Below are 21,376 nucleotides of genomic sequence, written 5' to 3'. Positions count from 1 at the left end.
GTGGCGTCCACTTTAGGGGTGTTCGCAACAGGTATACACCGGAGGTGTCAGAGGCGTGACCCACCTGTCGCGTCGATGTCCTGGCCGTTGACCCACCGCGCGTCGGAGGAGGCGACGAACGCGACGACGTCGGCGACGTCCGCGGGTTCGCCGACCCGGTTGTAGGTGGAGAACGCGGCGGCCCGCGCGTACTCCGCGGGGTCGCCGCGCAGCCATTCGGCGTTGACGTCCGTGTCGATGATGCCGGGTGACACCGAGTTGACCGTGATGTGCCGGTCGGCCAACGCCTGCGCCAGGGTGAGGCTGAACGTGTCCAGTGCTCCCTTGGTCATCGAGTACGCGATGATGTCGGGGAAGGCGACCCTGGTGACGCCCGAGGAGATGTTGACGATCCGGCCGCCGTCGCGGATCCGGCCGAGTCCCTTCTGGACGATGAAGAACGGCGCCTTGACGTTGACCGCGAAGATCCGGTCGAACTCCGCCGCGGTGACCTCGCCGATGGCGCCGGAGCGCCCGATACCGGCGTTGTTGACCAGGATGTCCACGCCCGCGCCGGCCCCCAGCCCGCGCAGGCCGTCGTCCACCCCGGTCCACAGGGTCTCGGCGTCCCCGGCGACCCCGAGTTCGGCGCCGACGGCGAACGCCCGCCCGCCGGCGGCCTCGATCTGCTCGACGGTGTCCTTGGCGGCGGCTTCGTTGCTGCCGTAGTGCACGGCGACGAGCGCACCGTCCTTGGCCAGCCGCAGCGCGATCCCCCGGCCGATGCCCCGGCTTGCGCCCGTGACCAGCGCGGTCTTGCCCTTGAGCGACACAGCGCAGCTCCTTTCTGTAGTGACCGTTTCAAAATAGGGCCTGTTTTGAAACGAGCGCTATAGAATTAGGGTGTGAGCGTGACGACACGAGGACGGCCCCGCGCCTTCGACCGCGGCGAAGTGCTGGCGAAGGCACTGGAAGCGTTCTGGGAGCACGGCTTCGAAGCGACGTCGGTGGCCGGGCTGACCAAGGCGATGGGCATCGGCCCACCGAGCCTCTACGCCGCGTTCGGCGACAAGAAAGCACTCTTCCGCGAGGCAGTCGCGGTGTACCAGCGCACCCACGGCGCGTTCGCCGCACGTGCCCTGGCGGAGGAACCGACCGCCCGGCAAGGCATCGCCCGGATGCTGCACGAGGCAGCCACGCAGTACACGTCCCCCGCGCACCCCCGCGGCTGCCTGATCATCTCCGCCGCGGTCAACTGCACACCGGACTCCGCGGACATCGAGCAGCACCTGCGCGACGAACGCAACGCCAACGTGGCCGACCTGGAACGCCGCATCCAGTCCGATGTCGACTCGGGAACGCTCCCGGCGGGCACCAACGCCCGCGCGCTGGCCGTTTTCACCGCCGCGACCTTGCAGGGCATGTCCCAGCAGGCACGCGATGGGGCGTCACGGGAAGACCTGGAGGCGGTTGCGGCCTCGTCGATGCTCGCTTGGCCCGGGTGAGCAGTGCAGGCCTAGCCCGGCGGTGCGCTGCGTAGTCCGCACCACGCGGATCTCACGCGCTCCCCGCGTGAGATCCGCGTGGCCTCGCCGGGCAGCATCTGCCCGCGTCCGCGACGCGGCAAAATGTCGTACCCCTGGTGTTGAATGAAGATCAGGGGCTCCCCTGGTGGCGGTGTTTGGCGGAAGGGGCCCGGCTGTCGGTGTGACCAGGGCGGCCGGTGCTGTCGAAATTGGCCGCGCCCAAGACTGCCTGGACCGTCAGCGCTGACAGCGGAAGCGGTCGGTCGCGGCGATCAGCGCGCTGACCATGTCCGGGGAGTGGGTGTCGTGGCCCGCGTCGGTGATCACGAGTTCGCTGCCCGGCCACGCGTGGTGCAGCAGCCACGGGCCGCCGAGCAGGTTGGTCATGTCCATCGCGCCCTGCACCAGCACGCCGGGGATGCCCGCCAGTTTCGGCACGTTGTCGAGGACGTACCGGTCCTCGACGAACGAGCCCTGGCTCCAGTAGTGCGTGACCAGGCGGGCGAAGCAGATCCGGTAGTCCGGGTCCTTGTACCGCAGGCTCGGCGGTGCCGTCGGGATGATCGCGTCCTCCCAGTCGCACCAGTCCCGCGCGGCTTTGTCGCGGACCTCGAAGTCCGGGTGCGACAGCAGTGGCAGGTATGCCGCCGCGAGGCTGCCGTCCCGTGCGTGTTCCGGCACGCCCGTGCGGAACTTCTCGTACGCCTCGGGGAAGACCTTGCCGAGTCCGTTGATCAGCAGGTCCACTTCGGCTCCCCGGCTGGTGGCCAGGCCGAGCAGGACCATCTCGGACACCCGTGACGGGTGGCGCAGCGCGTAGACGAGGCCCAGCAGCGATCCCCACGACCCGCCGAACAGCAGCCACTGGTCGATGCCGAGCGCCGACCGCAGCAACTCCATGTCCGCCAACAGGTGGTCGGTCGTGTTGGCCGACAGGTCCGTCGCCGGGTCACTGGCGTGCGGGGTGCTGCGGCCGCAGTTTCGTTGGTCGAAAAGGACTATCCGGTACGCCGAGGGGTCGAAGAACTGCCGTGTCCCTGCCGAGCACCCTGAGCCCGGCCCGCCGTGCAGCACCACGGCGGGTTTCCCAGCGGGGTTGCCGCATTGCTCCCAATAGATCTGGTTGCCGTCGCCGACGTCCAGCATTCCGTGCTCGTACGGTTCGATTTCTGGGTACCTACCGGCCATCCGGCCAACTTAGCGAACCAGTGTGCGCCGTGCGGCCCATCCGAGCAGGATCAGGTCCAGCGCCGAGAACAGCACCACGGCGGCCGGGCTCGGCAGCCAGATCAGCGTGACCCCGATGGCCAGCACGGGAATCGACAAGCCCGCGTACGCGCCGAGGAACAACGCGGCCAGAACCTCACCTCGTACGGCGGGTTCGGCCAACGAAGCCGCTGTGGCGACCGAGGAGCGGAACGCGAGCCCGGTACCGGCACCTCCGATCACCGCGCCGGCGAAGAACAACACCATGCTGACCGTCAGGACACTCACGGCGACCATGACAAGTCCGGCGGCCATCAAGGCGAAGCCTGCTTGGAGCTGCGGGCGGGTCGTCAGCCGGGCGAACACGACCTGTGCCACCGCTGCCGCGCCCATCAGCGCGAACGTCGCGACTGCGCCGAACAGTCTGGACGGCTGCCCGAAGACCAACGTGAGCAGCGTCGGTGCGAGCGCGGTGAACAGGCCCATCAACGCGAACGCGGCGAACGCCCCGGTCGCGGCGCCGTAGAACTTCGGCCGCGAGTCCTTCGGCAACGACATCGCCTGCGGGCGGTAGGCCGGGCGTTCCTCCGTGCGCTCGACGGTTTCCGGCACCAGGCTGATCGCGAGCGCGCTGAGCAGCAGCAACCCGAGGAAGATCGCGTACGGCACGGTCAGCGGCGAGTCGACGAACTGCACGAGCACTCCGCTGATCAACGGACCGATCGCCAGGCCACCGCTGTTGACGACGGTCGAGATCAACCCGGAACGCGCCGGATCCCCGTGCGGGCGGGCGATCAGGCGCAGTTCGGACAGGTGCGCCGTCGCCGTGGCGACCATCGCCCCGATTCCCGCGCCGCCGATCAGCCTGGCGATGATCAGCCCGGCGACGTCCGGCCAGACCAGGAAGATCAACGCGGAGACGGCTTCGACGAGGGTGGCGGCCAGGATCACCCGGCGGCGGCCGAACCAGTCGCTGACGTGACCGGCGAGATACAGGCTGGCCACCACGCCCACCGCGTACATGGCGTAGATGACGGTGATCACCCACGTCGGGAACCCGTCACGTTGCTGGTAGATGCCGTACAGCGGGGTCGGCACGGTCGAGAACGCGAGCGCGACCGTGAACGCGGCCGCGATCACCCAGAAGCCGCCGCCGTGGCTGACACGCCAGGCAGGCGCGGACGGGCGCGCGGCAGCAGTGAGAGTCATACGTTCACAGTGAGCCGCCACATCCATCAAGTCCAACGAAAGATCCTGGCCTTATTTATCGACAAGGCCGATAATCGGATCGTGGAGACCCGTCAGCTGGAGTACTTCGTCGCGGTCGCCGAGGAACTCAGTTTCACCCGTGCGGCGCAACGCCTCTTCGCGGTGCAGTCCACGGTGTCCGCCGCGATCAGGACACTGGAAGCCGAGCTGGGCACGACCTTGTTCGACCGGTCGACCAGACGCGTCACGCTGTCCGCGGCGGGTGTCGCGTTCCTGCCGGAGGCCAAGGCGGCGCTCGACGCGGTCGACCGCGCGATGGCCGCGGCGCAGGAGGCGTCCGCCGGGCTGCGCGGCACCATCCGGGTCGGCACGATGACCAACATCACGGTGTTCGACCTGCCGGGCCTGCTCGGCTCGTTCCACCGGCACTACCCGCTCGTCGGCATCCACGTCACAGTCTCGGCGACCGGGTCGAGCGGGATGGCCGACGACGTCCGCTCCGGCAGGCTGGACCTGGCCCTGCTCGGGTTGCCCGAGGCCGACTTGAGCGGGCTGGTCGTCCGGCCGCTGGCCGATTGGCCGTACATCGTGATGCTGCCGCCGGACCACGCACTGGCCGGTCGGACGAGCGTGTCCCTCGCCGAGCTGGCGCGGGAGTCCTTCGTGGACACGCCGCACGGGTTCGGCAACCGGGTCGCGATCGACCGCGCGTACGTCGCCTTGGGCACACCGCGGCACGTCGGGGTCGAAGTGGCGGACATGTTCGCGGTCCCGTCCTACGTCAGGGCAGGGCTGGGTGTCGCGGTCATCCCGGACGCCGGGATGACCGTCGGGCCGGGTGTGGTCCGCGTGCCGTTGTCGGACGACATGCACTGGCCGATGACGATGGTGACAGCGGCGGGAAAACCGCCCAGCCGGGCGCTGCGGACGTTGCTGGACCTCATCGCGAGCGACTTCTGACGCCACGGGAGTCCATTGTGGTCATTCAGGTTGCCTGGCGGAACGGCGCGACCGACCCCCGGCGGACCAGTTCGACGGGCAGGATCACGCGTTTGGCCGGGGTCGCCGGGTTGGCGATCCGCTCGAGCAGCAGCCTGGCCGCCTCGAAACCCATTTCGTAGTGCGGGATCCGCACGGTCGTCAGGCCGGGCCGCTGCCGGTCGGCGAACGGCATGTCGTTGAAACCGACCACGGACACGTCCCGCGGGCACGACAAACCCCGCTCCTCCAAGGCGGAGTAACACCCCAGCGCGATCAAGTCGTTGCCGGCGATGATCGCGGTGACGTCGAGTTGCAGCCGCATCGCCGCGATGTACCCGGCTTCCTCGGTGAACGCGGTGGAGAACGTGATCCGCGCCGGATCGACGTCCAAGTTGTGGGCGGCCATCGCGTCGACGAACGCCCGGTAGCGCTCCCAGCCCGTGGACAGTTCCCTCGGACCTGCGACGTGCCCGATCCTGGTGTGCCCGAGCGACGCCAGCAGCCCGACCGCGGAGTGGACACCCGCGTTGTTGTCGTTGGTCACCGACGGGATGTCGCCCGAGTCGGTGCGGCGGTTGACCAGCACGGTCGGTACGTGGTCAGCCGGGGACGGGTCGTCGCGGCGGCCGGTGGCCAGGATGAACCCGTCGGTCTGCCTGCCGCGCATCGCCAGCAGCAGTTCGTGTTCACGCTCGGCGTCGCCGTCGGTGTTGCCCATCAAAGCCATGTAACCGGCTTCGCGCAGGCCGTCCTCGATTCCTCGGACGATCGGAGGAAATACCGGGTTCTTCAGGTCGGGAATGATGACCCCGGCGACCGAGGACGTCTTGGTGCGCAGCATTCGCGCCGCCGAATTCGGCGCGTAGCCCAGGGACTTCGCCGCTTCGAGTACCCGGTTGGCCGTCCGGGTGCTGACCTTTCCCCTGGTCTGGGGATTGAGGGCGCGACTGGCTGTTGCCGCGTGCACCTTGGCCAGGCTGGCGACGTCCTTGATGGTCGGTGGTTTTTCCACGGCGGCCACCCTAGCGGTAACCGTGTGGCTACTTACCGCTCTCGCTGAAGAAATCACCAGGACACCGCAACGCGCCCCGACTCTGCGTGTCCGGTGGGTCCAGGTGGCCACCCGGCTGGCCGATCGATGTCCACATCGGCCGGTTCGCTACGCCTCCCCGCCGAGCCCGTCGGTCACGTCGGTGTTCTCCGGTTCGAGCACCCAGCCCGCCCGGCGAGCCTGTTCCAGGATCAGGGCGGCGAAGTCCTCGTCGACGTGACCGGCGCCGACCGCGGACGCGATGAGCTGCGCCGCGGCCGACGCGAGCGGCATCGGCGCCTCGAGGGCCCGCGCGGCCTGCAGGCCGAGATCGAAGTCCTTGCGCAGCAACGGCATGGTGAACGTGGGCGTGAAGTCGAGGCGGACCAGGGCGGGCGTCTTGTACTGGCTGAACGCGGAGCCCATCACCGACTGGTTGAGGAACTCGAGGAACGCCGACCTGCTCACGCCGCCCTTCTCGGCCAGCACGGTGATCTCGGCCATGGACTGGATGACCACGCCGAGGAACACGTTGTGGCAGATCTTGACCAGCCGGGCTGTCTCGTCCTCGCCGACGTACGTGACCGCGCGGCCGAGTTCCGCCAGCACCGGCTGGACCTGGTCGAACACCGGGCGGGGACCGGACACCGCCAGCGTCACGCGGCCCGCGTCGACCACCTTCGGATTGCCGCTGACCGGCGCGGCGAGGAACTCCGTTCCCCGTTTCAGCGCGGCCACCCGGACACCCGCGGACGCCTCGCCCGACACCGTCGAGGAGTCGATCAGCACCTTGGGCGCGAAGTCCGGGTTGGTCAGCACGCCGTCCTCGCCCGCGGTCACTTCTTCGAGGTCGTGGGACGCGGCCACCATCGTGAACACGACATCGCGGTCCGCGAGGTCGGCCGCCCGGCCGGCGACGGTCGCGCCGAACGGCACCAGGGCCTCCGCCTTCGCCCGCGTCCGGTTGTAGGCCAGCACGTCGTAGCCGGCCTTGAGCAACCGCCGGGCCAACGCGGCGCCCATCCGGCCGCAGCCGATCCAGCCGATCCGGGGACGGTCAGCGGGGAGGGCCGTCATCGTTACCTCGCTCCCAGTGATTGCAATCGTTCGCATTCACGATGCCTCTAGATCCGACCACCGTCAAGTCCCCGATGTCGGGCAATGCTATGAGAACGATTGCACCCCTCACGCACACCCGGTCCAGGTGGTCACCTCGAGCCGGCCGGGGCACCAGCGCACGGAACCCTCGGGCTGGCCGTGGAGGAGTCGCACCACCTCCCCGCCGGCCCAGTTTGCCGCACCACAGGGGCGGCGCACCGGAAGCCGTTGTGACCAATACCGGCAACCTCGCGGCGTGCCGCTGTCTGCCGGACACCCCACTGAGCCGAACCGCCGACGGGCGAATACTCATCACGGCGGACCACGCCACGACCATGGCCGAACACCGGGACACCGCGGAACCGCTGACAGCCCTCAGATCCCCGGAGCCGCACGCACGCCGGATGGCCGGCCGGCGGCGAATCCCCTCTGCCGAGCCGTTCAGTCGCGGCTCAGGACTTCTTGGCGACGGCCCTGCGCTGGTGCTCGACCACGTCCATGAACGCCGCCTTGAACTGGGCGAACGCGTCCCTGCCCAGCCTGCGGGCATGCCGCTCCTGCAGGGCGTTCATGATCTTCTCGGCGGCTTTCATCTGTTCCAGTCCGCGTTCCGTCGGGCAGACCAGCTTGGCGCGGCGGTCGGCGGGGTCGGGGTGCCGTTGGACGTAGCCCAGCCGTTCCAGCTCGTCCACGAGTGTGCCGATCACCTGCTTGTGCTGGCCGGACAGACGCGCGAGGTCTGTCGCGCGCACGCCTTCCGCGTCCAGGTACGCCAGCACCGCCCCGTGACGGGGTAGCAGGTCGTCGTAGCCCTTCGCCGCCAAGGCGGTGAACAGTTCGTTCTGCACCGCGAAGAGCAGTCGCCCGGCCAGCACACCGAGATCCGGATTCGTCCTGTTGCGCTGCGCCCGGCTCGTCATCCGCTCCGTCCTCTGCACTCCCGCGCCGTTGCCCGCGGTGGTGGCGATTGTCCCGCATCGAACCCTTGTTCACGTCGCCGCCGGGATAACCGATCAGTGTAGTTCGCGGGTGCGCAACCGCCGTTGCACCCCGTCCAGCAGCAGCCGCAGCCCGTACTCGAAGACCTTGTCCAGGTCGTAGTCGAACTCGTCGGTGATGATCTCGGCCATCGTCGGGTACCGGCCTGTCGCCAGCAGCTGCCCCAGCGCCTCCTCCTGGGTCACTATCCACTCGTCGTGGGTCACCCCGGAGTCCTGACGCGCCCGCGTCTCGTCCTGCAGGGTCAGCGCGAGGCCCCGGACGTGCCCGAACACGCTCAGGTGCGTGTACATCATGTCGTCCATCGACAGGCCGAACCGGCGCAGCACGGTGAACACCCACTCGGTGTACATGATCAGGTTCGGTGACACCCTCGGCCGCGTCATCGACATGGCCTCGGCGATCCACGGGTGCCGTCTGCACACCGTCCACATCAGACGAGCCGCGATCTCCATCGCGGCCCGCCAGTCCCCGGGGATCCGCTCGGGGAACGGCCGCTCGCCGAACGCGGCGTCCGCCATCTCCACGACCAGGTCGTCCTTGCTGGGCACGTGCCGGTACAGCGACATCGTCGCCACGCCGAGGTCCATCGCGACCCGGCGCATCGAGACCGCCTGCAGGCCCTCCGCGTCCGCGATCACGATCGCGGCCCTGATCACCGCCCCTCTGCCGAGGTCGCGTTCCTTCGCCGCCTTCCGCGGCGCGGCGGCCGACCGGACGACTGTGCCGGCGCCTGGCTTCGTGTCCACGACACCGTCGTCGCGCAACACCGCGATCACCTTGGTGGCGGTGGCCATCGCGACACCCCACTGGCGCGTGATCTCCCGCGTCGAGGGCACACGGTCGCCCGGCCGCAGTTCCCCGCGCGCGACCCGTGCCTTGATCTCGGCCGCGATCCGCAGGTAGGGCGCTTCAGTCGACATCGCTCCTCCACCGCACTAGTAAGCCCTGGACTCGATGCAGCATAACAGCGTCCAGCGCACTAGTTCGCTGTACAGCGTACAAACCGCTCTGTACGGTGTACTCATGCGCACTGCACTGATCTCCGGGGCCGGCATCGCCGGGCTCTCACTGGCTTACTGGCTCACCGGCCACGGCTTCCGCGTGACCGTCGTGGAACGCGCCCCCGCGCTGCGGTCCGGCGGGCAGGCGATCGACATCCGCGGCACCGCACGGGAAGTCGTCACCCGGATGGGCCTGATGGACCGGATCCGGGCCGCCCACACCGGCACCCACGGCATCGCGATGATCAACGGCAAGGGCGAGCAGGTCGCCAGGATGGGCGGGGACGCGTTCGGCGACTCCGGCGGGATCGTCGCCGAGCTCGAGATCCTGCGCGGCGACCTTATCCGGATCCTGCACGAGGCACTGGTCCCCGGCTCGGTCGAGTTCCTCTTCGGCGACACCGTCACCGCACTGGCCGAGAACGCCACCGGCGTGACCGCCACGTTCGGTGAGTCGGGCACGCGCGACTTCGACATCGTCGTCGGCGCGGACGGCATCCGCTCCGGCGTGCGGGACCTGCTGTTCGAGGCCGACGTGCGCGACCTCGGGTACTACTCGTCGTACTTCCCCGCCAGGATGGACATCGACTTCGGCGGCTGGGAGCTGATGTACAACGAGCCCGGCCGCGCCGCGATCGTGTACCCGGTCGGTGACAGCGGCGAGGTCCGCACCCTGTTCGCTTTCGCCGGGCCCGAGATCCCCGATGCCCGGCGCGACCCCAAGCGGGTGCTCGCCGAGGTGTTCGACGGCGCGGGCTGGGAGGTCCCCGGCCTGCTCGAGCAGATGTGGCGCACCGACGACCTGTTCTTCGACCGGGCCTCGGAGGTTCGGGTCCCGCGGTGGTCACGCGGACGTGTCGTGCTTCTGGGCGACTCCGCGTTCGGCGGCTCGCTCGGGATGGGCACGAGCATGGCGCTGGTCGGCGCGTACGTTCTCGCGGGTGAACTGTCGTCGAGCGGTCACGAGCAGGCGTTCGCCCGATACCAGGACGAGATGGGCGAGTACGTGGCGCTCAACCGGAAACGGCCGCCGGGCTCGGGCGGTTTCGTGCCGCGCACCCGCACGGCCATCTGGCTGCGCAACCAGTTCCTGCGCGCGCTGCCGCACCTGCCGGGTCGCAAGAGGATGCTCGGCGGCATCGGCAAGTCCGCCAACGCCATCACGCTGAAGACTTACACACGATCTGTCTCTCCCGCGTGATCGGTCTGTTGTGCGACCCTGTGGGGTATGAGCGACGACCGGAACGTACTCGGCGGCGCCCTCGAGGAATGCGGCACTGACCCGGTGACCGGCTTCTACCGAGACGGCTGCTGCGACACCGGCCCGGAGGACGTGGGCAACCACACCGTGTGCGCGGTGATGACGGGCGAGTTCCTGCAGCACCAGCGGGAAATCGGCAACGACTTGGCGTCGCCGCGGCCACACCTGGGGTTTCCCGGCCTGCGGCCGGGCGACCGGTGGTGCGTCTGCGCTTCGCGGTGGCTGCGGTCCTATGAGGCCGGCGTCGCGGCGCCGGTGGTGCTCGCCGCGACGCACGCACGCGCGCTGGAGGTCGTCCCGCTGGGGGCCCTGCGGGAGAACGCGGTCGACGTGCCCGCCGACCCCAGCTCGCTGCTCTAGACCGGCGCCGCCAAGGGCCGCCGGATCTCCAGCAGCGTCTCCCGGGCCACCAGCACGAGCGCCGCCAGCATCGCCACCGCGAGCCAGCGCAGGTCGACCCCCGCCTTGCCGAACAGGAAAGGCGTGCAGGACAAGAAGGACGCGAACTGCACCAGCAACGGCACCGGCCAGAGCCTGCGCGGGAAGTAGAACGCGACCACGACGGAAAGCACGTCGGCCAGGTAGAAGTAGCGTTCGTGCATGGCGGGCAGGAAGAACGGCACGAGGATCGCGAACAGTGCCGCCAGCAGCACGACCCTCGGCACGGTCAGCCGCACGCGGGCCGCCACGACGCCGAAGACCACCACCAGCGTGAGCAGGCCGGTGAACAACACCCCGGCGGTCCGGACCAGGTCCGCGCCTTTCGTGACCTCCAGGAACTGGTAGGCGTTCGGCGCGTTCAGGGTCAATTCCGTGTACGCCCCGGCCTGGGCGGTGTACACCGACAGCAATTGGCCCGGATTCGCGCCCGCCAGCAGCGCCGGGCCGTCCAGCAGGAGCACGACTCCCGGTACGACCAGCAATCCCGGCCACGGCACTTTGCGCAGCAGCACCAGCACCAGCAACAGCGGGAACAGGAAAACGACCTGCAATTTGAAAGCGAGCGCGAGTCCGAGGAACACGCACGCCAACCACGGCCGTGAACGCACCGCGTAATACACGCCACCCAGTCCGAATGCCGCGTAGATCACATCGCATTGCGCCCACAAAGCGCCGTTCGTCACGACTGTCGGGAGCACGCTGACGGTGACGGCGGCGATGAACGGCCACCAGCCGCGCGGATACTTCAACGCGACCAGTTTGTAGACGTACAACGCCAGCACCACGTCGAACAGCACGGAGATCACCTTGACGCCGGCCAGCGCGGGAACCGGCAGGTAGGTCAGGATCGCCAGCAGGTACAGGTACGGCACGTTGTAGTCGGCGAACTGGTACCGCAGCGCGGAAAAGCCGCCGTTGGCCGAGATGAACTCGTACCACTGAGCGACAAACGCCCGGTAGTCGAGTGATTCGAACGGGAACAGCACCAGCCGCACGGCCAGCGACAGCGACACGATCACAGCGGCGGCGGCCAGAAGCGGGACTGGGCGGGCTATTCGGGTCACGCCACCAACCAGACCAGCCGCGGCGCAACGACAGCTGTGAACCGGCTGGGAGATCGCTGAGCGTTTGATCGGAACGCCGGATCCTCTTGACGGTTCCGGTCCAGACCACAGACACTGACAGGCACCCGCCGCCGCCGGAACGTTCAAAGGAGAACGATGTCCGCATCCGGTCGCCGTTCGGGCCTGCTGTTCGGCGTTCTCACCCTGCTCATGACGTTCGCCGCGCCCGCCGTCCCGGCGAGTGCGGCTCCCGCGACCTTCGCGCACCCCGGTGTGATGGTCAGCCGTGCCCAGCTGGATTTCGTGCGCGGCCGCGTCAACGCCAACGCACAACCGTGGCGCGACGCCTACGACCAGATGGCCGCGAGCCCGTACGGATCATTGTCCCGCACGGCCAAACCACGCGCGGTCGTCGAATGTGGTCCATACTCCAATCCGAACCTGGGTTGCACCGACGAACGCCAGGACGCGATCGCCGCGTACACGTTGTCGTTGATGTGGTACATAACCCAGAACTCGCAGTACGCGACGAAGTCGATCCAGATCATGGACGCGTGGTCGGCGACGATCCGCGACCACACCAACTCGAACGCGCCACTGCAGACCGCGTGGTCGGCGGCGTCGTGGACGAAGGCCGCCGAGATCATCAAGCACACCTACGGAAACTGGCCCAACTCGGCGCGTTTCGGCACGATGCTGCGCACTGTGTACCTGCCCGAGGTGGTCAACGGCCGCGCCAACACCAACGGCAACTGGGAACTGACGATGATGGAGGCGTCGCTGGGGATCGCGGTGCACCTGGAGGACCGTGCTGTCCACGACAAGGCGGTCGGCATCTTCCGCACCCGTGTCCCCGCGTTCATCTACCTGCCCAGTGACGGCGCGCTGCCCAGGACCCCGCCGGGCAGCGGGATCGACACCCGGCAGGAGATCATCTCGTACTGGCACAACCAGTCGACGTTCGTGGCGGGGTTGAGCCAGGAAACCTGCCGGGACTTCACGCACACCGGTTACGGCATCGCGTCCATCGCCGCGTTCGCCGAGACCACCCGGATCCAAGGCCAGGACCTGTACCCGGAGATCGGTGACCGGCTGCGGACCGCGCTGGGCTTCCACACCCGCTACGAGCGGGAAGGGATTCCGTCGTGGCTGTGCGGCGGCGCGGTGAAGCGCGGGCTCGGCCCGGTGACCGAGGTCGGCATGAACCAGTTCGTCACCCGCCAGGGCATCGCGATGCCCAACACCCAGGCGTGGACGGAGGAACGCCGTCCGCACGGGTCGAACAGCCTGTTCGTCGCCTGGTACACGCTGACCCACGCGAACAACCCCAGCTAGTTCCACCATGGACATGAAAGGGCCACCCCCGATCACTCGGGGGTGGCCCGCGTTCACGGCTCCACTGTCTCGTACGGATCGCTTGTGTCGGCCAGCTTCTTGAGAGTCGCGAGTGCGGTGCGCAGGGTTTCCAGCGGTGGCGCGGACAACGACAATCGCACCGCGCGGGGTGCGTTTCCCGGGGCGACGGTGAAGGCGGTGGCCGGGGCGATCGCGATACCCTGCCGTGCCGCCGCCGTGACGAACGCCTCCGCTGTCCAGTGATCAGGCAGCCGCCACCAACAGTGGTAGGCGCCCGGATCTCCCTCGACCGGCAGGCAGGCACGGGCGATCTCCTGACGCGCCTTGGCGTCGACGCGTTTGTCCGCGCAGACCCGTTCCACCACACCGTCGGTGAGCCATCGTGTGGCGGCCTGCATCGCGAAGTGCTGCGCGCCGAGACCCATGGCACGTGCGGTGACAGGTGTTTGACTGGCCAGCTCGGGTGGTGGCGCGATAAAACCCAGGGTCAGTCCCGGTGACAGCCGTTTCGACAAGCTGTCCACCATCACTGTTCTGTGCGGTGCCACCGGCGGATGGTCGTCGGCCAGGAATCCGTAGATGTTGTCCTCGATCACCGGTACACCCGCTTTGTCGAGCACACGGGCCAGTTCCTCGCGCCGGGCCCGCGGCATCGTGACGCCGAGCGGATTGTGCAGCGTCGGTTGCATGTAGACCGCGTGCACGCTTTCCAGGTCCGCCGGGGCCGGGCGCAGCCCGTGTTCGTCCATCGGCAACGGCACCAACGTGATCCCGCGCCTGGCGGCGAGCCCTTTGATGACGGGATACGTCAATGGCTCGACACCGAGTCGGCCCCCGTTGGGCACCAGCATGTCCAGTGCGACCGCGATGGCCTGCCGGCCGTTGCCGGTGAAGACGACACTCGCCGGGTCGGGCTCCCATCCCGCGCGCGCCAACATCTTCGCTGCCGCGGCACGCAGCAGCGGAGTGCCCGTCACGCTCGTCGGCCGCAGCAGCGTGTCCATCACGTCCGGGCGCAGCAGGCCCGTCAGGCTTTCCGCCTGTGACTCCGCTTGTCCTGGCAGTACGGAGAAGTTCAGTTCGAGGTCGACGGGCGCCTGCGCCGGTTCGGTCAGCGCGGGCAGCTCCGACGGCGGGACCGCGCGGACGAACGTGCCCCTGCCGGTCTCGCCGACGACCAGTCCCCGGCGCTTGAGCTCGCTGTACACGCGGGTGGCGGTCGAGCTGGCGATGCCATGGGCGCGGGCGAACTCACGCTGCGGCGGCAGCCGGTCGCCGGGCTTGAGCTTGCCCTGCGCGATGGCGATGGCGTAGGTGTCGGCGATCTGCCGGTAGTCGTCCACTATTGCACCATATTGCACCGAGTGCGATTTTTCTATTGCACCGAGGCGGGGTGGCTGGTTAGCGTGAAAACCGTGCTTACCGCGTATGAAGACATCGGTTCCGGCAATCCGGTCGTGCTCGTGCACGGCCACCCGTTCGACCGCACGATGTGGCTGCCGCAGGTCGAGCGGTTCACCCCCGGCCACCGGCTGATCCTTCCCGACCTGCGCGGATACGGGGACAGTCCGGTGGTGGCGGGCAAGACCACCTTGGACGTCTTCGCCCGTGACATCGCGGAGCTGCTCGACCGGCTCGGCGTGCGGCAGTTCGTCCTCGGTGGACTGTCCATGGGCGGGCAGATCGTGATGGACTTCTACCGCCAGTTCCCCGAACGCGTCCTGGGCGTGCTGCTCGCGGACACCTTCCCCGGCGCGGAAACGCCCGAGGGCGTGCGGGCGCGCAACGACATGGCCGACCGGCTGCTGCGCGAGGGCATGGGCCCGTACGCCGACGAAGTGCAGTGGAAGATGGTCGCGCCGGGCAACGACTCGGAGCACGTCATGCGGATGATGAAGAACGCCCCGCCGGAAGGCGCCGCGGCAGCCCTTCGCGGACGGGCCGAGCGCCCCGACTACACCGATGTGCTGCGCGGCATCACCGTGCCCACGCTCGTCGCCGTCGGCAGGCTGGACGAGTACACGCCCGTCGAGGAGGCCGAGCGGATGCGGGCACTGATCCCCGGAGCCGACCTGGCAGTCATCGAAGGCGCCGCGCACATGCCCAACATCGAGCGTCCGGCGGAGTTCAACGCGGCGTTCGAGCGCCTGCTGAATACGGTGTGGGCATGAGCAACGAAAAGACCGTGTTCGTGACGGGAGCCAGCACGGGATTCGGAGCGGCCATCACCCGCCGGTTCGCGGCGCAAGGCGCACGCGTGATCGCATCGGCCCGGCGGGTCGACAAGCTCAAGGAACTCGCGGACGACCTGGGCGATCGGGTGCTCCCGCTGCACCTGGACGTCACCGACCGCCAGGCGGTCCACGCGGCGGTGGCGGACCTGCCCGCCGAGTTCGCCGGCATCGACCTGCTGGTCAACAACGCCGGTCTGGCGCTGGGCATCGCGCCCGCGCAGGACGCCGACCAGGACGAGTGGGACCGGATGATCGACACGAACTGCCGCGGCCTGGTCACCTGCACCCGCGCGGTCCTGCCGGGCATGCTTGAACGCGGCCGCGGGCACGTGATCAACATCGGCTCGGTCGCGGGCACCTACCCGTACCCGGGCGGGAACGTCTACGGCGCGACCAAGGCGTTCGTGCAGCAGTTCAGCCTCAACCTGCGCAGCGACCTGCACGGCACGGGCGTGCGCGTGACGTGCGTCGACCCCGGCATGGTCGGCGGGACGGAGTTCTCCACCGTCCGGTTCTCCGGCGATCAGGGCAAAGCCGACGCGGTGTACCAGGGCATGCAGCCGCTGACAGCCGACGACGTCGCGGAGTCGGTGCACTGGGCCGCCACGCAACCCGCGCACGTCAACATCAACGTGATCGAGCTGATGCCGGTGGCGCAGAGCTTCTCCGCCTTCCAAGTCCACCGAAACCCCTCGTGAGTGTTTCGGCCGGTTCTAACCGGCCGAAACACTCACGAGGTCAACGGTGTTTGGCCAGTGTGACCGCGAGGACCGCGTGGGCGTCCGGCCGCAGGGCCAGCCCGCGCAACGCCGCCCACAGGGACGCCGCCACCAGGTCCGGGCCGGGCACGAACGCCCGGAACCGCGCGAAGGCAGCCGTGCCCAACGGGGTCATGTCCGGGCGGAACATCAGCTCGAACAACGCGGGGCCGCCGCGGGCGAAGTCGACATAGGACTCGCATGCGGCGGTCAGCCGTTCGCGCGGTTCGCCTTCCGGCACCGCGTCAAGGCGCTCAGTCAGTCGCGTGTACCCGGTTGCCGCGACAGCCGAGAGCAACGCGGCGCGGTTCGGGAAGTGCCGCAGGGGCGCTCCGTGGGAGATCCCCGCGTCGCGGGCGACCCGCCGCACGGTCACCGCGTCGACGCCTTCGCTGGCGAGTACCTCGAGCGCGCAGCCGATCAGCCGCTTGCGCGTGCCGTCGGCCACCGGGTCACGCCGTCTCGGGGACGGAATGCCACTCGGTCACCGGGAGCAGCTGCGGACGCTTGGGCAGCACGCCGTCGCCGGGCTGGCGGCCGACCAGGCGGTTGCGGATCCGGCCACGTACCAACGGCCACACCTGCTGGGTGGCCCACCGGACGTTGGCGGCCACGCCCGGCCGCGCCGCGACACCCGGCAGCGGCTCCAGCCACGTCGGGTCGTGTGTTGTATCGAGGCTGGCCAGCAGGTGCGCGGCCAGCCGCCGGTGCCCCGCCTCGGACAGGTGCAGCCGGTCCGGGCCGAAGTACCGCGAGTCGTGCGCGGCCAGGTCGGGCCACAGGTCCACGAGCACCGCACCGTAGCTGACGGCGGCCTCCCGGATGGCCGCGTTGAGCGCCTCGATCCGGGGCGCCATCCGCCAGCCGAACGGCATGCGACGTGCGATGTCGCTGAGCGTGAACACGACCACGGTCGGCGCCAGCCCGGTCAACGCCCGGACCGCGCCGTCGACACGGCGGGCGACGGTCCGCTCGCGGTAGCCACCCGACATGATGTCGTTGCCGCCGCCGAACAGCGCGACCAGATCGGGGCGCAGCGCGGTGGCCGCCGGGATCTGCTCGGCGATGATCTGGTCGAGCCTGCGGCCGCGTACGCCGAGGTTGGCGTACCGGAACTCGGCGTCGTCCCTGGCGAACCGCTGGGCGGCCAGGTCCGCCCAGCCGCGGTACACGGCGTTGCCCGGATACGGGTCGTCCAGGCCCTCGGTGCAGCTGTCACCCAGGGCGACGAAGCGTTGGTATCTCATTCACGTCCTAGTAACCTCAGGTTCAGGTAGACAGTGTCTACCATGGCGCTCCGTATTCAGGCCAGGACCTGTCCGTTATTGGCCATACTGTTCGTGTTATGACCGCATTGATCTCACGCAGGGGCCTCAACCGCGCCACGCTGGCCCGTCAGCTGCTTCTCGAGCGCTCCGACATGCCCCTGCTCGACGCGGTCGAGCACCTGGTCGGCCTGCAGGCCCAGACCACGCACACCTGGTACCACGGGCTGTGGACCAGACTGAACGGCTTCGACCCGCACGCGTTGTCGCAGCTGCTGGCCGACCGCGAGGTCGTCCGGATGGTGCTGATGCGCTCGACGATCCACCTGGTCACCGCGCGCGACAGCCTCGCGCTGCGGCCGGTGCTGCAGATCGTCAGCGAACGCTCCACGGCGAGCGTCTACGGCCGCAACATCCCCGACCTCGACAAGGACGAACTGATCGCCGAGGGCCGCAGGCTGCTCGACGAGAAGCCGATGACCTTCACCGAACTGGGCCAGCGGATGGCCGAGCGCTGGCCGGGACGCGACGAGCACTCGCTGGCGTACTCGGTGCGCGCGTGGGTGCCGCTGATCCAGATCCCGCCGCGCGGCCTGTGGGGCGGCAGCGGCCAGGCGGTGCACTCGACCGTGGAGACCTGGCTGGGCTCGCCGGTGGACGCCGAGCCCGACGTCGAACGGCTGGTGCTGCGCTACCTGTCCGCGTTCGGACCGGCGTCGGTGAAGGACGCGCAGGTGTGGTCCGGCCTGACCAGGCTGGCCGAGGTCTTCGACCGGCTGCGCCCGGAGCTGGTGACCTTCACCGACGAGAACGGCCGTGAACTGTTCGACCTGCCGGACGCGCCACGACCGGACGAGTCCAGGCCCGCGCCGGTGCGTTACCTCTACGACTTCGACAACCTGCTGCTGTCGCACGACGACCGCAGCCGCGTGCTCGTCGACTACCAGCAGCAGCGGCCACGCAACGGCATGCTGCCCAGGCTGTTCCTGGTCGACGGGTTCACCACCGGCTGGTGGACCGTGGAGCAGGGCAAGGACAAGGCGGTGCTCGTCGTGCACCCGTACCGGCCCCTGCTCAAGAAGGAGGCCAGCGCGCTGGCCAAGGAAGGCAAGCCGCTGCTGGAGTTCGTCGCACCAGGTCTCGCCCACGACATCCGCTTCGACCAGCTCGTGAGTGGTTGAGGTGTGACGCGGCACACTTGCCGGGGTGTTCCGCTGTCATGTGTTCACAGCAATGGGGCGACTCGACTACGGAACGTTGAATACCGGCATACCGCTCCTTATCGTGGCGTCGGTTCCCACCCCGGAAAGGGGCTCCGATGGCCACTCCCACCACCAGGCGCGGATTCCTGACGTTCCTGGTCGCCGCCCCGACCCTGACCCTCGCCACGGACATGTCCGCCGAGGCGCTGCCCAGCCTGCCCGCGCCCGCGGACATCGCCGACCTCGGCGACGTCCTCATCCTCGCCGGGACACCGACGGCGAACATGCTCGTGCTCGAAGTGACACCGGAGGGCACGGTGCACTTCCAGCTGCCACGCGCGGAGGTGGGCCAGGGCATCACCACGGCGGTGGCGATGCTGGTCGCCGAGGAGATGGACATCCCCGTCCCCGACGTCCGGGTGTCGCTCGCGGACGCCCGCCCTGAACTGCTGTTCAACCAGCTGACCGGCGGTTCCAACACGATCCGCTCGGTGTACGGGCCGGTCCGGCGCACGGCGGCGGCCGCACGCGCCCGGCTGGTCGCGGCTGCGGGCGAGGAGTGGAACCTGCAGACGTCCAAGCTGACCACGAAGAACGGAACGGTCGTCGCGCCGGACGGCAGGGAAGCGGCGTACGGAGCTCTCACGGCGAAAGCCGCGCGGTCGACCGCGACCGTGGAAGCGGAGCCGAAACCCGAGTCGCAGCACCGGGTCGTCGGCACCGAACAGTCCAGAATAGACGCTCGGGCGATGGTCACCGGGCAGCTGAAGTACACGCTGGACCTCGACGTGCCCGGCGCGATGCCGACGGTCGTGCGCAGGGCGCCGACGATCAACGGCTCGGTCAGGTCGGTGGACGACTCGGTGGCCAAGGCGATGCCGGGTGTGCTCGCGATCGCTGTCGTGCCAACGGGTGTCGCGGTGATGGCGGAGACGTTCGGCCAGGCCATCGCGGCCAAGGACGCGCTCAGGGTGACGTGGAACAAGGGCACCGTCGACGAGTTGTCCGATCCGGACATCAAGGCGAAGCTGCGCGCGGCGGCGTTGCCGTTCGTCGTCCCGCCGCTGCTGACGCAACACGTCGACGGCGAGTTCGACTTCGCGTTCGTCAGCCACGCGCCGATGGAGACCAACTCGGCGATCGCCGACGTGCGAGCGGACCGCGCGGAGATCTGGGCGGGCCTGAAGTCGCCGATCGTGGCCAAGCAGACCATCGCCGCCGCGCTCGGCCTGCCGCAGGACAAGGTCACCGTGCACGTCACGCAAGGCGGCGGTTCGTTCGGCCGCAGGCTTTTCTTCGACGCCGCACTGGAAGCCGCGCAGATCTCCAAGGCGATGCGCAGGCCGGTCAAGCTGATGTGGACGCGCGTGGACGACATGCGGCACGGCCGGGCCCGCGCGGCCAGCCACCACAAGATCCGCGCGACGTTCGCCCTCGGCCAGGTGCTCACGTTCGAGCACCGCGTGGCGTCGGTGGAAACCGACTTCCGGCACGGCCTCGGCGAGATCCTCACCGCGACCGCCGCGCACCTGCCGGTGGCGGGCAACCTCGGGTTCGCCGAGACGGTGTTCCTCACGACCGTCAAGGTCCCGTACGACTTCGGCGTGGTCACGCAACTGCTCAACGAAGTCCCGCTGCGCATGCACACCGGCAGCTGGCGGTCGGTGTACTCGGCCAACACGCGGGGCGCCGAGGAGATCATCGTCGACGAGGTGGCCGCGAAACTCGGCAAGGACCCGGTCGCGTTCCGCAGGGAGTCGCTCAAGACGGCACGGCAGCGCGCGGTGCTCGACAAGGTCGCGGCGGCGGGCAACTGGGGCCGGGCCATGCCGAAGGGATTCGCGCAGGGCGTCGGTTTCCACGACGAGTACAAGTCCTGCACGGCGTGCCTGGTCGAGCTGGACGCCCGTGACCCGAAGAAACCCCGTGTGGTCAAGGCGGTCATCGCGGTGGACGTCGGCAGGCCGGTGAACCCGCTCGGCCTCAAGGCACAGCTGCTCGGTGGCCTGACCGACGCGATCTCCACGACCCTGCGGGCGGGCCTGCACATCGACAAGGGCCTGCCGCTGGAAGGCAGCTACTCGCAGTTCCACTACGCGCGGCAGAAGGATTCCCCGCCGCAGGTGGAGATCCACGTGATGCCCGCGGGCGGCGAGCCCGGCGGCGCGGGCGAACTCGGTGTCCCGGCCGCGGTCGGCGCGATCGCCAACGCCTACGCCAGGGCGACCGGGATCAAACCCCGCAGCTTCCCGATCACCTTCCCGGTCGACTTCGACCCCTTCCCCCGCTAGGAGAAAGCCGTGCCGGAATACACCTTCTCCGTCAACGGGAAACCGGTCAGCATCGACGTGCCCGCGGACATGCCGCTGCTGTGGGTGCTGCGCGACAAGCTCGGCGTGAAAGGCCCGAAGTTCGGCTGCGGCATCGGCGTCTGCCACGCGTGCACGAGCCACCTCGACGGCGCCGAGATCCAGCCGTGTGTCGTGCCCGCGGCGCAGGCGTCGGGCAAGGAGGTCACCACGATCGAAGGCCTCGCCGACGGCGAGGACCTGCACCCGGTGCAGGAGGCGTGGCTCGAGGAAGACGTCGCGCAGTGCGGCTACTGCCAGCCCGGTCAGATCATGGCGGCGGTGGCGTTGCTCAAGCGCACACCGGACCCGACCGACGCGGACATCGACAGGATCGAGAACGTCTGCCGGTGCGGCACGTACTTCCGGATCAGGCAGGCGATCAGGAAAGCCGCCCGAAGGATGTAACGCGTTG

21 protein-coding genes are annotated in these 21,376 nt (G+C 69.0%); 10 read left to right on the top strand and 11 right to left on the bottom strand.

Features of this window, described 5'->3' with window-relative positions; genetic code table 11:
- Window positions 1-47: 47 nt before the first annotated feature.
- Entirely contained in the window at window positions 48-812 is a 765-nt protein-coding gene (locus tag AOZ06_RS11095; protein WP_054289363.1) for an SDR family NAD(P)-dependent oxidoreductase, read from the bottom strand.
- Window positions 813-890: 78 nt separating this feature from the next.
- On the opposite strand from AOZ06_RS11095, the gene AOZ06_RS11090 reads away from it, so the two are divergent.
- Window positions 891-1,484 carry a TetR/AcrR family transcriptional regulator gene (locus tag AOZ06_RS11090; protein WP_218921969.1) on the top strand — a complete coding sequence of 198 codons (594 nt, stop codon included), beginning with the start codon at window positions 891-893 and terminating at the stop codon, window positions 1,482-1,484.
- 258 nt (window positions 1,485-1,742) lie between these two features.
- On the opposite strand, the gene pip is transcribed toward AOZ06_RS11090, so the two are convergent.
- A complete protein-coding gene (gene pip / locus AOZ06_RS11085; protein WP_054289361.1) occupies window positions 1,743-2,693 on the bottom strand; it encodes a prolyl aminopeptidase in 951 nt (316 codons plus the stop codon).
- Window positions 2,694-2,702: 9 nt separating this feature from the next.
- The gene (locus tag AOZ06_RS11080) at window positions 2,703-3,920 is read right to left on the bottom strand and encodes an MFS transporter (RefSeq protein ID WP_054289360.1); all 1,218 of its coding nucleotides are present in this window, start codon (window positions 3,918-3,920) and stop codon (window positions 2,703-2,705) included.
- 81 nt (window positions 3,921-4,001) lie between these two features.
- On the opposite strand from AOZ06_RS11080, the gene AOZ06_RS11075 reads away from it, so the two are divergent.
- Window positions 4,002-4,880, top strand: a complete 879-nt coding sequence (locus AOZ06_RS11075) for a LysR family transcriptional regulator (protein ID WP_054289359.1) — start codon at window positions 4,002-4,004, stop codon at window positions 4,878-4,880.
- A gap of 25 nt (window positions 4,881-4,905) precedes the next feature.
- Here AOZ06_RS11075 and AOZ06_RS11070 read toward each other — a convergent pair whose 3' ends face one another.
- The 4 genes from AOZ06_RS11070 to AOZ06_RS11055 all read right to left on the bottom strand — a co-directional run bounded on the left by AOZ06_RS11070 (window position 4,906) and on the right by AOZ06_RS11055 (window position 8,951).
- Complete coding sequence (locus AOZ06_RS11070) at window positions 4,906-5,913, bottom strand: LacI family DNA-binding transcriptional regulator (RefSeq protein ID WP_054296565.1); 1,008 nt, start codon at window positions 5,911-5,913, stop codon at window positions 4,906-4,908.
- A 147-nt stretch (window positions 5,914-6,060) separates the two neighbouring features.
- Window positions 6,061-7,008, bottom strand: coding sequence for an NAD(P)-dependent oxidoreductase (locus tag AOZ06_RS11065; RefSeq protein ID WP_054289358.1), 948 nt, complete (start codon window positions 7,006-7,008; stop codon window positions 6,061-6,063).
- A 473-nt stretch (window positions 7,009-7,481) separates the two neighbouring features.
- Entirely contained in the window at window positions 7,482-7,949 is a 468-nt protein-coding gene (locus AOZ06_RS11060) for a MarR family winged helix-turn-helix transcriptional regulator (RefSeq protein ID WP_054289357.1), read from the bottom strand.
- Window positions 7,950-8,042: 93 nt separating this feature from the next.
- A complete protein-coding gene (locus AOZ06_RS11055) occupies window positions 8,043-8,951 on the bottom strand; it encodes a TetR/AcrR family transcriptional regulator C-terminal domain-containing protein (protein ID WP_054289356.1) in 909 nt (302 codons plus the stop codon).
- Window positions 8,952-9,054: 103 nt separating this feature from the next.
- Between AOZ06_RS11055 and AOZ06_RS11050 the strand changes: the two genes are divergently transcribed.
- Window positions 9,055-10,233, top strand: a complete 1,179-nt coding sequence (locus AOZ06_RS11050) for an FAD-dependent monooxygenase (RefSeq protein ID WP_054289355.1) — start codon at window positions 9,055-9,057, stop codon at window positions 10,231-10,233.
- 27 nt (window positions 10,234-10,260) lie between these two features.
- The gene (locus AOZ06_RS11045) at window positions 10,261-10,653 is read left to right on the top strand and encodes a DUF2237 family protein (protein ID WP_054289354.1); all 393 of its coding nucleotides are present in this window, start codon (window positions 10,261-10,263) and stop codon (window positions 10,651-10,653) included.
- On the opposite strand, the gene AOZ06_RS11040 is transcribed toward AOZ06_RS11045, so the two are convergent.
- The gene (locus tag AOZ06_RS11040; RefSeq protein ID WP_157232967.1) at window positions 10,650-11,798 is read right to left on the bottom strand and encodes a hypothetical protein; all 1,149 of its coding nucleotides are present in this window, start codon (window positions 11,796-11,798) and stop codon (window positions 10,650-10,652) included. The two genes, AOZ06_RS11045 and AOZ06_RS11040, sit on opposite strands and share 4 nt — an antisense overlap.
- Window positions 11,799-11,954: 156 nt before the next feature.
- Here AOZ06_RS11040 and AOZ06_RS11035 point away from each other — a divergent pair, with 156 nt between their 5' ends.
- On the top strand, window positions 11,955-13,133 hold the full coding sequence (locus tag AOZ06_RS11035; RefSeq protein WP_054289352.1) for an alginate lyase family protein: 1,179 nt from the start codon (window positions 11,955-11,957) through the stop codon (window positions 13,131-13,133).
- Window positions 13,134-13,186: 53 nt separating this feature from the next.
- Here AOZ06_RS11035 and AOZ06_RS11030 read toward each other — a convergent pair whose 3' ends face one another.
- Window positions 13,187-14,497, bottom strand: coding sequence for an aminotransferase-like domain-containing protein (locus AOZ06_RS11030; RefSeq protein WP_054289351.1), 1,311 nt, complete (start codon window positions 14,495-14,497; stop codon window positions 13,187-13,189).
- A gap of 72 nt (window positions 14,498-14,569) precedes the next feature.
- On the opposite strand from AOZ06_RS11030, the gene AOZ06_RS11025 reads away from it, so the two are divergent.
- Window positions 14,570-15,325: an alpha/beta fold hydrolase gene (locus AOZ06_RS11025; RefSeq protein WP_236952176.1), complete on the top strand. Its 756-nt coding sequence runs from the start codon at window positions 14,570-14,572 to the stop codon at window positions 15,323-15,325.
- On the top strand, window positions 15,322-16,086 hold the full coding sequence (locus tag AOZ06_RS11020; protein ID WP_054296563.1) for an SDR family oxidoreductase: 765 nt from the start codon (window positions 15,322-15,324) through the stop codon (window positions 16,084-16,086). The genes AOZ06_RS11025 and AOZ06_RS11020 overlap by 4 nt, the downstream gene beginning before the upstream one ends.
- 40 nt (window positions 16,087-16,126) lie before the next feature.
- Here AOZ06_RS11020 and AOZ06_RS11015 read toward each other — a convergent pair whose 3' ends face one another.
- Both AOZ06_RS11015 and AOZ06_RS11010 read right to left on the bottom strand, forming a co-directional pair.
- Window positions 16,127-16,594, bottom strand: a complete 468-nt coding sequence (locus AOZ06_RS11015; RefSeq protein ID WP_054289350.1) for a TetR/AcrR family transcriptional regulator — start codon at window positions 16,592-16,594, stop codon at window positions 16,127-16,129.
- Between the two features lie 4 nt (window positions 16,595-16,598).
- Window positions 16,599-17,393, bottom strand: coding sequence for an SGNH/GDSL hydrolase family protein (locus tag AOZ06_RS11010; RefSeq protein ID WP_054289349.1), 795 nt, complete (start codon window positions 17,391-17,393; stop codon window positions 16,599-16,601).
- 98 nt (window positions 17,394-17,491) lie between these two features.
- On the opposite strand from AOZ06_RS11010, the gene AOZ06_RS11005 reads away from it, so the two are divergent.
- The 3 genes from AOZ06_RS11005 to AOZ06_RS10995 all read left to right on the top strand — a co-directional run bounded on the left by AOZ06_RS11005 (window position 17,492) and on the right by AOZ06_RS10995 (window position 21,369).
- A complete protein-coding gene (locus tag AOZ06_RS11005) occupies window positions 17,492-18,592 on the top strand; it encodes a winged helix DNA-binding domain-containing protein (RefSeq protein WP_054289348.1) in 1,101 nt (366 codons plus the stop codon).
- 137 nt (window positions 18,593-18,729) lie between these two features.
- Window positions 18,730-20,904 carry a xanthine dehydrogenase family protein molybdopterin-binding subunit gene (locus AOZ06_RS11000; RefSeq protein ID WP_054289347.1) on the top strand — a complete coding sequence of 725 codons (2,175 nt, stop codon included), beginning with the start codon at window positions 18,730-18,732 and terminating at the stop codon, window positions 20,902-20,904.
- 9 nt (window positions 20,905-20,913) lie between these two features.
- The gene (locus AOZ06_RS10995; RefSeq protein WP_054289346.1) at window positions 20,914-21,369 is read left to right on the top strand and encodes a (2Fe-2S)-binding protein; all 456 of its coding nucleotides are present in this window, start codon (window positions 20,914-20,916) and stop codon (window positions 21,367-21,369) included.
- Window positions 21,370-21,376 lie beyond the last annotated feature (7 nt).

This window comes from Kibdelosporangium phytohabitans, from assembly GCF_001302585.1.
In the GTDB taxonomy this organism is placed as follows: domain Bacteria; phylum Actinomycetota; class Actinomycetes; order Mycobacteriales; family Pseudonocardiaceae; genus Kibdelosporangium; species Kibdelosporangium phytohabitans.
This window is presented reverse-complemented; position numbering and strand designations above follow the sequence as displayed.